This is a genomic window from Pseudomonas sp. WS 5071 (assembly GCF_012985765.1).
GTDB classification, from domain to species: Bacteria; Pseudomonadota; Gammaproteobacteria; order Pseudomonadales; family Pseudomonadaceae; genus Aquipseudomonas; species Aquipseudomonas lundensis_A.
The window spans coordinates 1-12,638 of sequence record NZ_JAAQWY010000037.1 but is presented as its reverse complement, the minus strand read 5'-3'; the positions used below and the strand labels follow the sequence as shown (position 1 = coordinate 12,638).

Here is a 12,638-nt window from a genome sequence, read left to right as displayed (position 1 = left end):
ATGCTAAATACATGGTCAATACTCCTCGTCAGCCGATCACACGGCAGTAACAAGACTGACTGAGGAAGTAAACGCATGAACCAGATCAAAACGCTTACCACTGCCAGCGGCGCCCCAGTTGCTGATAACCAGAATTCTCGTTCTGCCGGTCCTCGTGGGCCTTTGCTGCTTGATGACTTCCATTTGATCGAGAAGCTCGCACACTTCAACCGTGAAAACATTCCAGAGCGTCGCGTACACGCCAAGGGCTCGGGGGCTCACGGGACATTCACCGTTACGCGTGACATGTCGCAGTACAGTAGCGCGAAGCTGTTCGATACTGTTGGCAAGCAAACGCCGACATTCATGCGCTTTTCCACGGTCGGCGGTGAGCGCGGCTCTGCCGACACTGAGCGTGACCCTCGCGGCTTTGCAATCAAGTTCTATACCGAAGAAGGCAATTGGGACATCGTGGGTAACAACACGCCCGTGTTCTTTATCCGTGATCCCCTCAAGTTTCCGGACTTTATCCACACCCAAAAGCGTCTGCCGCAAAGCAACCTGAAAAGCGCACAAATGATGTGGGACTTTTGGTCACATTCGCCCGAGTCATTGCACCAAGTCACTATTTTGTTTTCTGACCGCGGTATACCGGATGGCTATCGCCATATGCATGGATTTGGCAGTCACACGTACAGCCTGATCAACGCGGCCGGTGAGCGTCATTGGGTCAAGTGGCATTACAAAACCAAACAAGGTATTAAAAACCTGGTGCCTGAAGAGGCGGCTCGTTTGGCGGGTACAGACCCTGACTATGCTCAGCGCGATCTGTTCGGTGCGATTGAACGGGGAGATTTCCCTAAGTGGCGTGTTTGCATGCAGGTCATGACCGAAGCGCAGGCGGCAGCGCATTACGAAAATCCGTTTGATGTCACTAAAACCTGGTCGCAGAAAGAGTTTCCGCTGATCGAGATTGGCGAGTTGGAGCTCAACCGTAACCCGCTCAATTACTTTGCCGAAGTTGAACAAGCAGCGTTTGGCCCCAGCAATATGATCCCAGGCGTTGGTTTGTCGCCTGACCGCATGCTTCAGGGTCGCGTGTTCGCCTACGCAGATGCCCATCGTTATCGCGTGGGCACCAACCACCAGCATTTGCCGATCAATTCGCCGCGTGTCCCCGTGCACACCTATCAGCGCGATGGCTCCATGGCCTATGGCAATAACGGCGGTGCTGCGCCTAACTATGAGCCCAACAGCTACACTGACGCTCCCAAGCAGGCGCCACAGTATGCTGAGCCGCCATTAGCATTGAGTGGTGCAGCAGATCGTTATGATCACCGCGAGGACACTGACTACTACAGCCACGCGGGCGCTCTGTTCCGTTTGATGAGCCCTGAACAGAAAGCACTGTTGATCAACAACATTGCCGGCGCGATGGCCGGGGTGTCCGACGATGTGGTGCAGCGTCAATTGCCGCACTTCTATAACGCTGATCCGGCGTACGGTGAAGGCGTGGCAAAAGCGTTGGGTGTACAGCGTAACTAACTCTAAGTGAGAAGCAGAACCGCCCTCAATTGGGCGGTTTTTGCGTTTTTTAGCCTCGTTATCTCAGATAAACAGCACATTTATTGCGATTGAACCGTGACCTCTAGGTCAGCTTGGTTCAAACTACAGCCTTTCAAGCAGGGAGATGTGGGCCGATGCTAGGGCACCCGGAAGTAATCGATTATCTCAACACGTTGCTCACCGGCGAGCTGGCTGCACGTGATCAATATTTCGTCCATTCCCGTATGTACGAAGACTGGGGTTTCACCAAGCTTTACGAACGCATCAATCACGAGATGGAAGAAGAGGCACAGCACGCTGATGCGTTGATGCGCCGGATTCTGATGCTCGAAGGCACGCCACGCATGCGTCCGGATGATCTGGATGTGGGCACCACCGTCCCGGAGATGTTTGCCGCGGATTTGCGTCTTGAATACAAAGTTCGAGCCGCGCTGTGCAAAGGTATTGAACTCTGTGAGCTCCACAAAGATTACGTCAGCCGCGACATGCTTCGCATCCAACTCGCGGACACCGAAGAAGACCACACCTACTGGCTGGAGAAACAGCTGGGGCTGATAAAGTCGATTGGCCTGCAGAACTACCTTCAATCGCAGTTCTGATTAACGTCATGATCTGTCGCAACTTCATGTTGCGATGACGCTTACTGAAAGGCCCTGACATCTTACGATGGCAGGGCCTTTTTCATACGCCGATTTAAGCTTTGTCGCGAATTAACAGCGGTTTCAGGTAGAACCCGGTGTGTGATTGTTTCATGTTGGCCACGTCTTCAGGCGTTCCGGTTGCAATGATCTGGCCGCCCTTTGAACCGCCTTCAGGGCCCAGGTCTACCAGCCAATCCGCAGTCTTGATCACATCCAGGTTGTGCTCAATGACCACCACGGTATTTCCGTGATCGCGTAACCGATGCAATACATCCAGCAATTGCTGGATATCGGCGAAGTGAAGCCCTGTTGTGGGTTCGTCGAGGATGTACAGCGTTTTACCCGTATCGCGCTTGGACAGCTCGCGGGACAACTTGACCCGCTGAGCCTCGCCGCCTGACAACGTTGTGGCAGATTGCCCCAGCTTGATATACGACAAACCTACGTCCATTAACGTTTGCAGCTTACGCGCCAGCGCAGGGACGGCATCGAAGAACTCTCGGGCTTCTTCAATGGTCATCTCCAGCACTTCATGGATACTCTTGCCCTTGTACTTGATCTCAAGGGTTTCGCGGTTGTAACGCTTGCTCTTGCACACGTCGCAAGGCACGTAGATGTCTGGCAGAAAGTGCATTTCTACTTTGATCAGGCCATCGCCCTGACATGCCTCGCAACGCCCGCCCTTGACGTTGAACGAGAAACGCCCCGGGCCATAACCCCGGGAGCGTGATTCCGGTACGCCGGAGAACAGCTCGCGAATCGACGTAAACAGCCCGGTGTAGGTTGCTGGGTTCGAGCGCGGCGTGCGCCCAATCGGGCTTTGGTCGATATCGACGACCTTATCCAGATGTTCAAGCCCTTTAATGCTGTCGTGAGCCGCCGCTTCTAGTGTGGTCGCGCCGTTCAAGGCTGTCGCGCTGAGCGGGTAGAGCGTGTTATTGATCAGCGTGGACTTGCCCGAACCCGAAACCCCGGTCACGCAGGTCAGCAGGCCAATAGGGATTTCGAGGTCAACATTACGCAAGTTGTTACCACGAGCTCCTTTGAGCGCCAGCGTCAGCTTTTTATTACGCGGAGTGCGCTTGGCTGGAACTTCAATCTTCACCCGTCCCGACAAGTATTTACCGGTCAGCGAGTCAGGATGTGCCATCACCTCGGCCGGCGTGCCTTCGGCAACGATGTGTCCGCCATGCACGCCCGCGCCCGGGCCGATGTCCACTACATAGTCCGCCAGACGAATAGCATCTTCATCATGCTCGACCACAATCACGGTATTGCCGATGTCTCGAAGGTGCTTGAGCGTGCCGAGCAGGCGATCGTTATCGCGCTGATGCAAGCCGATAGAGGGTTCGTCAAGGATATAAAGAACACCCACCAGCCCAGCACCGATCTGGCTGGCCAACCGGATACGCTGCGCTTCGCCGCCGGACAGCGTATCAGCGCTGCGATCCAGCGATAGATAATCGAGGCCCACATTCACCAAAAATTGCAGGCGTTCGCGAATTTCTTTCAGAATTTTGTCTGCAATCTCGCCACGACGTCCGGTCAAGCTCAGCGCGCTGAAATATTCAGTGGCATCGCCGATCGGCATGTTAGTCACCGCTGGCAGGTTTTTCTCCCCGACCCACACGTGACGCGCTTCGCGACGCAGGCGTGTGCCGCGGCAGTCCGGGCAGGCCTGAGTGCTGAGAAACTTGGCCAGCTCTTCACGAACGGTCGCTGACTCGGTTTCGCGATAGCGACGCTCCAGGTTGGGCACGATGCCTTCAAATGGATGCGCCCGCTTGACGATATCGCCACGGTCATTCAAATAGCGGAAATCCACGTTCTGCGTGCCGCTGCCATACAGAATGACTTTCTGTTTGTCGGCAGGCAATTCGCTGAATGGCACTTCAAGACTGAAATCGTAATGCTTGGCCAGGGCTCCCAACATCTGGAAGTAATAGACGTTACGCCTGTCCCAGCCGCGAATGGCCCCTTCGGCCAGGGTCAAATCACCGTTGACCAGTCGCTTGATGTCGAAAAATTGCTTAACACCCAGACCGTCGCAGGTTGGGCATGCACCGGCGGGGTTGTTGAAGGAAAACAGCTTGGGTTCCAGCTCGCTAATGGCGTGCCCACAAATAGGGCAGGCAAAGCGTGCCGAGAAAATCAGCTCTTCACCGGGCTCATCGTCCATCGGTGCAACCAGCGCGATGCCATCGGCCAGCTTTAACGCAGTTTCAAACGATTCGGCCAGACGCTGTTGCAGGTCCTCTCGCACCTTGAAACGGTCAACCACCACATCGATAGAGTGTTTTTTCTGCTTGTCGAGCTTTGGCAACTCGTCGAGTTCGCACAGCTTCCCGTCGACGCGTGCCCGAACGAAGCCTTGAGCCCGCAGTTCTTCAAAGACGGACAAATGCTCGCCCTTGCGCTCCCGGATTACCGGGGCCAGCAGCATCAGTTTGCTGCCTTCGGGTTGCGCCAACACCAAGTCGACCATCTGGCTGACGGTCTGTGCTTCCAGTGGGATATCGTGATCCGGGCAGCGCGGAATCCCCACGCGTGCATACAGCAAACGCAGGTAGTCGTAGATTTCAGTGATTGTGCCGACGGTGGATCGCGGGTTGTGCGACGTCGACTTCTGCTCGATGGAGATAGCAGGCGAAAGACCTTCGATAGTGTCGACGTCAGGCTTTTCCATCATTGAAAGAAACTGCCGCGCATAGGCCGACAGCGACTCGACGTAACGTCGCTGGCCTTCGGCATATAAAGTGTCAAATGCCAGGGATGATTTGCCGGAGCCAGACAGTCCGGTGATGACGATCAGTTTGTCCCGGGGCAGGGTCAGGTCGATGTTCTTCAGGTTGTGGGTTCGTGCCCCACGTATCAGGATCTTGTCCACTGCGGCCTCGCTTGGCGGGCATAACGTAAACGAATGAGTATACGGATCTGCGTGAAAGCTGTGCAGGTCCTTAGTGGCACGATGTCATTAAGGGCCTTCATAACTTTTACGTGACAAAGCGTCGCGCATCGCTCGTGTGTGTGCTGTTACTCGATGGGACTGGTAGAATCGCCGCCGGTTCACACGAGGTTTTTCCATGCACGATCCCCACAGCGAACGCATGAGTGGTAGCGAGACCCGCGCAGCAAGCGGTCTGGCCCTTGTGTTTGCCTTCCGCATGCTTGGTATGTTCATGGTGTTGCCGGTATTGGCGACCTATGGAATGGACCTGGCAGGTGCAACGCCCGCCTTGATTGGTTTGGCGATTGGCGCTTATGGCCTGACCCAGGCCATGTTTCAGATCCCTTTCGGGGTCATTTCCGACCGTATCGGCCGTCGCCCGGTTATCTACCTGGGGCTGGTGGTTTTCGCGCTGGGCAGTGTGTTAGCGGCGTGCTCGGACTCGATCTGGGGCGTGATAGCCGGACGCATCTTGCAAGGGGCTGGCGCGATTTCGGCGGCGGTCATGGCGTTACTTTCTGACTTAACCCGTGAACAGCACCGTACCAAAGCCATGGCCATGATTGGTATGACCATCGGTTTATCCTTCGCAGTCGCCATGGTGGTAGGGCCGCTGTTGACCCGCGCTTTTGGCTTGTCCGGCCTTTTTCTGGCTACCGGGGCCATGGCACTGGTGGGGATTGTGATCATTATGTTCATGGTGCCTCGCTCAACCGGCACGTTGCAGCACCGTGAGTCGGGGGTGGCCAGGCAGGCGCTGCTGCCGACTTTGCGTCACCCCGACCTGCTGCGTCTGGACCTCGGGATTTTTGTGTTGCACGCCATGTTGATGTCCAGCTTCATTGCCTTGCCGCTGGCGCTGGTTGAAAAAGCCGGCTTGCCCAAGGAGCAGCATTGGTGGGTTTACCTGACCGCTTTGTTGATTTCGTTCTTCGCCATGATTCCGTTCATCATCTACGGCGAAAAGAAACGCAAAATGAAACGAGTTTTACTCGGTGCCGTCGCGACGTTAATGCTCACTGAGCTATTCTTTTGGCAGTTCGGCGACAGCTTGCGTGCGTTAGTGATCGGCACGGTGGTGTTCTTCACTGCGTTCAATCTGCTGGAGGCTTCGTTGCCTTCGCTGATTAGCAAGGTGTCTCCGGCGGGCGGCAAGGGTACGGCGATGGGGGTGTATTCCACCAGCCAATTCCTGGGGTCGGCACTGGGCGGCATACTTGGCGGCTGGATGTTTCAGCATGGCGGTCTGTCGGTTGTGTTCCTGGGATGCGCAGGTCTGGCTGCACTCTGGTTAGCCTTTGCTGTTACCATGCGCGAACCGCCGTATGTAACCAGCCTGCGCTTGCCGCTGTCGCCTGAGGCGCTTCGCGAAGCAGGTTTGACCGAGCGTTTAAAGGCCGTTGCAGGCGTAACGGATGCAGTGGTGGTAGCCGAAGAGGCTGCCATTTATATCAAATTGGACACCGAACTATTGGATCGCGCGACACTCGAGCAGCTGGTTAACCCGGCGCCGACGTGCGAAGCCTAGGAGAACGTTATGGCCCGTGGGGTTAACAAAGTTATATTGGTCGGCACATGCGGCCAGGATCCCGAAGTTCGCTACTTGCCTAACGGTAATGCCGTGACCAACCTGAGTCTGGCAACCAGCGAACAGTGGACTGACAAGCAAACCGGCCAGAAAGTTGAAAAGACGGAATGGCACCGTGTATCGATGTTCGGCAAAGTGGCCGAAATTGCTGGCGAGTACCTGCGTAAGGGTTCGCAGGTCTACATCGAAGGCAAGCTGCAAACCCGTGAGTGGGAAAAAGACGGTATTAAGCGTTACACCACTGAAATCGTGGTTGATATGCAAGGCACCATGCAGCTCTTGGGTGGCCGCCCACAAGGCGACCAACAAAACCAGGGTGGCGGTAACAATTACCAGCAGTCCGCACCGCGTCAGCAGGCTCAACGTCCTGCACCGCAGCAGCAGCCACAGCGCGAGTCGCGTCCGGCGCCGCAACAGCAGGCACCGCAACCTGCTCCGGATTTCGACAGCTTTGATGACGATATCCCGTTCTAGCGCATACCTTAGACTTTTTTGTAAGGTTTAGACACGAAGCCCCCGCTATCCGGGGGCTTCGTGTTTTATGAATGTTAATAGCGCATCAATGGTCAAAACACTGGCATCTGCGACTTCATTGACCAGCCAACGACCCGAAGAGAAAACAGATCCAGCACCACCGCCAAATGCAGCCAGCCTTCATACGTACGAATGTAAGTGATGTCGGTGACCCAAACTTTGTTGGGGTCTACGACATCGAACTGGCGCTTCAGTAAAATTGGGTGAGGCGACCGCAGGCTTGCCGCCGTATTTGCCAGGACGGCGGCGATACCCTTTCTGAGAGCGCAGACCTTTAAGACGCATCAGCCTCGCCACTCGATGCCGACCACAATCCTCACCGACTTCGCGCAGATCGTCATGGGCGTTGCGATAGCCATAAACGCCGCCGCTCTCCAGCCACGAATGCCTGATCAAACCCAATAATCGCTGATCGTCTTTAGCGCGTGCAGATTGCGGTTCGGATAACCAAGCGTAATAACCACTGGGATGGACTTTCAGCGTCAGGCAGAGCCGTCGAATCGAATAGTCGCCCGCTCGCTGCTTGATAAAGGCGTACTTCAACCGCACTCCTTGGCAAAGTACGCGGCGGCCTTTTTAAGATGTCTCGCTCTTCGGTGACCCGCTTGAGTTCGGCTCGCCTCGGCCGCAAGTGTGCTGATGACGATATCGTGTCGCTGATCGGTACCCGGTTCGATGAGTCCGTGCAGCGCGAGCGGAAAATGTCTGAGCGCGGCGAGAGCGCCTTTGAGGTGGTGATTCTCGCCGCCGATGCGGGCGGGTACGACTGGGTACTTAGCCCTATCGCTGAAATGACCACCATGGACGTGTTCAGCTAGATCGGCCAGGTGATGGGGTTTGGGGAGTAGCGGAACAGAAAGTGCACTTAAGCTCGGATACCCTAGTTTCGCGACCTGCCCACAGACTTACCAGGCCAGATTTTTCACGGAGCCGCCGTCGGATCCAAGTTCGAAATACTTCGTTTAGCTTTTCAGAGATGCCCTACAGCACACCTGAAACCCTTGTAATAGGATATTTGGCGACTAAAAAGGAGTATCACGTATGGCTAACCACGGTTACATGACCATCACCGGCAAGGCTCAAGGACTGATTTCGGCGGGTTGTTCAACCCAAGACTCTATTGGCAACAAATGTCAGAGCGGACATACCGACGAAATCATGGTGCTGTCTTACACCCACAACATGGTCAACATCGGAAATATTAATAAGCCAACACATAGTCCAATCATTATCACCAAAAACGTTGATAAAGCTTCACCGCTCCTCGCTCAAGCACTCTCAACTAGAGAAGAAATAAACTATACAATTAGTTTTATCGAGTGTCTTCTTTCGGCATGCAGGAAAAATTCTATTCAGTATCGATCAATGGCGGGGTTATTGCCGATCTGACACTTGAGATGCCTCATGCTATTTTGCAAAGCGACGCAGAAACTCAAGAGCATATTTCTATTCGGTACCGAGATATCACGTGGACCCACCACGCTGCAGGCACCAGCGGATATAGCACGTGGGGAAATAACGAATGAAACCAACAAGCGAAAGTTGCATGCTTGGTAGCTGTGATTATTGGATGATTAGCCAAGCCGCCGCAAAGTTGGGTAGTCAAGCCAGCACATTAGGCGCTAGGCATATAAAAGATGGAACGCTGCGCCTGCAATTCAACAGAGAGGTTTCTTATTACGCCAGAGGCATTGTTAATGATGTCTCGCGGGGTAATAAAAGCGCTGAGCAAGGACTAAAAGAGTTAAAGGATGAGCAAAACAGTCTGCTAAGCCAGGCAAGAGACGTTACCTTACGAGGAGCAGGCGTGATCTCGGGATCGCTTTAGTTTGCTGCGGGCGCTGGGATTTGCTACGCCTCCGTGGGCACACTTTGCCTTTTCGCGGGTGCGCCTATGATGCTCAACGGTGCTAATAACATCTATGAAAGCGGGCGCAATCTTTTCGAGAATCGTTCCGATACCATAGGGCCACTGAGAACGGTATATCGCGCCGCTTCTGGAATGCTGGGGAAAGGTAATTGTGAGGCCGATGTGGCCTATGGAATGGTTGACTTAAGTTCGTCAGCCTACGGCATAGGCAGAATGGTATTAAAGCCCGATTCCTGGCGTTTGTTTAGATACGTGAATACGGATTATATTAGGGCATACCGGCAAGCTTCCGTCCATGGTTTCGCTTTCGATAGATTTATGGATATCCAGAACGTAAAAAATATGTATGACACATGCCACCCTTCTAATGAATAACTTTATATTTTATTCGGCTTTCGTGCTGCTTACGGCCTTATTGTACTGGCCTGCGTTTTGGGCAAGCTTCGCGTTTTCAGGCAGCCGCTTCTCCCTGATAAAATTTTGGGGTGCACTGATTTATACTGTCCTATGCGCCTCTATTCACGGTTTTTTTTTGCGAGATAGCACGTTACCGTTTATGGGGTATGTAGATAACTCTGTAATGGGCTGGCTATCCCTTGTAATGATATTTGTCCACGTGTGTACCATTCCAGTTAATTGGGAGCGAAAACGCTGGTTTTTACGAAAGTAAACTCACACCGAATCGATACCCATCTAGGAGGATGTTTCAAAGAAGCGTCCTGGTTATCCTCACAGGTCATCGTCCGGATTACGCAGTGGCCGCAGCTTACCTCTGGCGACCTCTTCTGGTACCGCGGGAGTACCGTCCTAACATATTGATGTGCTCGAAGATCAGCGGCGACAGCCGAGCCAGATCCTCGTCCAGCACCGGGTAACCATGCTGCTTTAGCCGCTCTACGGCGGCCGTCATGTAGAGGGTGTTCCACGGCACGATGATGTTCACCACCAAGCCCAAGGCGCCGAGCTGATCCTCCTGACCTTCGCGGTAGCGCTGGTTGCGCATTTCCTTGGCGCTGAAGTAAGCGCCCACCTCCATCACGACGTCTGCGGTAATACCCGTCGCTTTGGTCAGAGACTTATTGAGGCCACTGCTCAAGCAAGATCGAGACGAACTTTTCTGCCGCCGGAGACAGAGAGGCACCTCTGCGATAAACCAGTCCCAATGAGCGATTTACCACCGGATCAATCAAGGGGACGCTGGCCAGTGTTGGATGATCGCCAGAAGGCATTGCAAGACTGGGCATCACCGATACACCAAGCCCTGCTTCTACTAAACCCAATGAAGTTGAAAGGTGCTGGACTTCGTAAAACCACGTCGGCCGCCAGCTTGAACTCGACAAGGCATGGTCTAAAAGCATGCGGTTTCCGCTTAATCGACCTACGCCAATCAACCGATACTCACTGAGTTGCGACCACTTTACAGACGCGCAATTGGCCAGCTTATGATCGCGTCTGCATGCCAAAACAAACGGTTCATTCACTAAGGTCACAAACTCGATGTCCGGGTGCTGGCCACTCATCATGTTGATGCCAAAATCGGCTTCGCCACGCAGTACTGCTTCCAGACCGTCGTTGGCGCTCAGGTCTAACAGGCGAATATGGATTTTAGGGTAACGCTCGTTGTAGAGGCGGATCACTGAAGGCAAAAAATAGAAGGCTGCCGTGGGGATACAGGCAAGGGTGACACGACCACTTTGCCGTTCCGCTAACTCCCGAATATTAAGAATCGAGTCATCAAAGTCGTCGAGCAGTCTGCGTGCTTTGGGTAAAAAATCGCGGCCTACGCTCGTCAGGCTGACTTTGCGTGTGGTTCGATCAAGCAGGGCAGTGCCCAACCCCTCTTCAAGCTTTTTTATTCGACGACTTAACGCTGGCTGAGAAAGATGAAGTGCGTCAGCCGCTTCGTGAAAACTGCCAAGCTCTGCAATTTTAACGAAAGAGCGAATGTCTTGGAGTTCGTATTCCATAAAGTTCTCTCGCTAGAAAGGCCTGCTTCACCGGAAGTGGCTGGAATTTATTATTTTGTGAAACGCAATAATGACTCAATTCTTTGCATTGGAATCACTATTGCTTCCCTGTCACTCTCTTCGCAAGGAAATAATTCATTAAGTTAATTTAAAAAGAGTTACTAATTATGCAGCGTGTTCCATGCGTTCTAATGCGCGGCGGTACTTCGAAGGGGGCGTTTTTTCTTTCTCATGATCTACCCGAGTCAATTACGGAACGGGATGAGTTACTGCTTTCGTTGATGGGGTCTGGTCACGAGTTGGAGATAGATGGGATTGGTGGGGGTAGTCCTCAGACAAGTAAGGTTGCCATCGTCAGCCCTTCACTCCACCCGGATGCAGATGTCGATTACCTTTTTGTCCAAGTGATGGTCTCAACGCGCCGCGTGGATACGACGCCTAACTGCGGCAATATGCTCTGTGCAGTTGGCCCGTTTGCTATTGAACAAGGCCTGGTTAAACCCAGCGGTCCTACAACCCGGGTGCGTATCCGTAACCTGAACACCCATACGTTTGTGATGGCTGAAGTGCAGACGCCTCAAGGCAAGGTGACTTATGAAGGGGAGACCGCCATTGATGGTGTGCCAGGTAGCGCGGCGGCTGTTCACCTGACGTTCCTTGATGCTGCAGGCAGCAAGACAGGCGCGCTTTTCCCGACAGGCAATGTTCAAGACGTATTTGACGGCATTCCCGTGACCTGCATCGACATGGCCATGCCGATGGTGATCGTCGAGGCTCGACACATGGGCAAGCAAGGTGATGAGTCGCCTGTAGAGCTCGATGCCGATACGACATTTCTGCACCGTTTAGAAACCATACGCCTGCGTGCTGGCGCGGCAATGGGGTTAGGCGATGTGAGTGACCGGGTGATTCCAAAACCCGTGTTGATTGCGCCAGCCAAAGCAGGTGGAACGCTTCTAGTCAGGTATTTCATGCCTCACGCCTGCCATCGTGCATTGGCCATCACCGGCTCGATTGGTCTGGCCACCGCTTGTGTTAGCCAAGGTAGCGTGGCAGCACAACTGCTAGGTAAGGCTTGCAAGCCACGTCAGCAAGACGTGCGCATAGAACACCCAAGCGGTGGTATCGACGTCAGGTTGTCTTATACAGGCATGAGCGGCGAAATTATTTGCGCTTCTGTTGTAAGAACAGCGCGCAGGTTGTTTTCCGGGTACGTGTATGCCTCTCCCTTACGAAAACGAGCGAGTCAGTTTAATTAAGGTCGCGTTTTATAGAGCCGCATCAAACAACACTAAAAGAGGTGATGCCATGAATATCATTCATTCGCTGAGTGATGGGCCTGTAATTATGTACCGCTGTATAACGTCCATACAGTTCATGATGGGCATGCCAACTGAGCAGGGGCTCAATAACAGTTAGGGATGCTCCGATCAACTTGTCGTGCAGCCGCGGCAAGTTGCAATTTTCCAGGCACCTACAGCGTCATTGGACGAAAAGTGACCGAAAAATCATGTACGGAGAGCTTTTTCGACCGGTTCTCCGTGTT

8 protein-coding genes and 4 pseudogenes are annotated in these 12,638 nt (G+C 53.6%); 8 read left to right on the top strand and 4 right to left on the bottom strand.

Features of this window, described 5'->3' with window-relative positions:
- The first annotated feature begins 75 nt into the window (after positions 1–75).
- Positions 76–1,524, top strand: coding sequence for a catalase (locus tag HBN61_RS19690; protein WP_170047691.1), 1,449 nt, complete (start codon positions 76–78; stop codon positions 1,522–1,524).
- A 155-nt stretch (positions 1,525–1,679) separates the two neighbouring features.
- Positions 1,680–2,144, top strand: a complete 465-nt coding sequence (gene bfr / locus HBN61_RS19685; protein WP_047277866.1) for a bacterioferritin — start codon at positions 1,680–1,682, stop codon at positions 2,142–2,144.
- Positions 2,145–2,238: 94 nt separating this feature from the next.
- On the opposite strand, the gene uvrA is transcribed toward bfr, so the two are convergent.
- The gene (gene uvrA, locus HBN61_RS19680; RefSeq protein ID WP_170047690.1) at positions 2,239–5,073 is read right to left on the bottom strand and encodes an excinuclease ABC subunit UvrA; all 2,835 of its coding nucleotides are present in this window, start codon (positions 5,071–5,073) and stop codon (positions 2,239–2,241) included.
- Between the two features lie 196 nt (positions 5,074–5,269).
- Between uvrA and HBN61_RS19675 the strand changes: the two genes are divergently transcribed.
- Both HBN61_RS19675 and HBN61_RS19670 read left to right on the top strand, forming a co-directional pair.
- The gene (locus tag HBN61_RS19675) at positions 5,270–6,661 is read left to right on the top strand and encodes an MFS transporter (protein ID WP_094992112.1); all 1,392 of its coding nucleotides are present in this window, start codon (positions 5,270–5,272) and stop codon (positions 6,659–6,661) included.
- A gap of 9 nt (positions 6,662–6,670) precedes the next feature.
- Positions 6,671–7,195, top strand: coding sequence for a single-stranded DNA-binding protein (locus HBN61_RS19670; RefSeq protein ID WP_047283157.1), 525 nt, complete (start codon positions 6,671–6,673; stop codon positions 7,193–7,195).
- A gap of 51 nt (positions 7,196–7,246) precedes the next feature.
- Here the strand turns inward: HBN61_RS19670 and HBN61_RS19665 are convergent.
- Positions 7,247–8,082: pseudogene (locus HBN61_RS19665) on the bottom strand (IS3 family transposase); the annotation flags it as partial.
- 214 nt (positions 8,083–8,296) lie between these two features.
- On the opposite strand from HBN61_RS19665, the pseudogene HBN61_RS19660 reads away from it, so the two are divergent.
- The 3 genes and pseudogenes from HBN61_RS19660 to HBN61_RS22730 all read left to right on the top strand — a co-directional run.
- A pseudogene (locus tag HBN61_RS19660) lies at positions 8,297–8,781 on the top strand (Hcp family type VI secretion system effector).
- Positions 8,778–9,083 carry a hypothetical protein gene (locus HBN61_RS22735; protein ID WP_262498816.1) on the top strand — a complete coding sequence of 102 codons (306 nt, stop codon included), beginning with the start codon at positions 8,778–8,780 and terminating at the stop codon, positions 9,081–9,083. Before HBN61_RS19660 ends, HBN61_RS22735 begins: the two are co-directional and overlap by 4 nt.
- 15 nt (positions 9,084–9,098) lie before the next feature.
- Positions 9,099–9,500 (top strand): annotated as a pseudogene (locus HBN61_RS22730) (DUF4225 domain-containing protein); the annotation flags it as partial.
- A 354-nt stretch (positions 9,501–9,854) separates the two neighbouring features.
- On the opposite strand, the pseudogene HBN61_RS19650 reads toward HBN61_RS22730, so the two are convergent.
- Both HBN61_RS19650 and HBN61_RS19645 read right to left on the bottom strand, forming a co-directional pair.
- Positions 9,855–10,119: pseudogene (locus HBN61_RS19650) on the bottom strand (Tn3 family transposase); the annotation flags it as partial.
- Between the two features lie 82 nt (positions 10,120–10,201).
- Positions 10,202–11,092: a LysR substrate-binding domain-containing protein gene (locus HBN61_RS19645; protein WP_170047688.1), complete on the bottom strand. Its 891-nt coding sequence runs from the start codon at positions 11,090–11,092 to the stop codon at positions 10,202–10,204.
- A gap of 167 nt (positions 11,093–11,259) precedes the next feature.
- Between HBN61_RS19645 and HBN61_RS19640 the strand changes: the two genes are divergently transcribed.
- Positions 11,260–12,351 carry a 4-oxalomesaconate tautomerase gene (locus HBN61_RS19640; protein ID WP_170047686.1) on the top strand — a complete coding sequence of 364 codons (1,092 nt, stop codon included), beginning with the start codon at positions 11,260–11,262 and terminating at the stop codon, positions 12,349–12,351.
- Positions 12,352–12,638 lie beyond the last annotated feature (287 nt).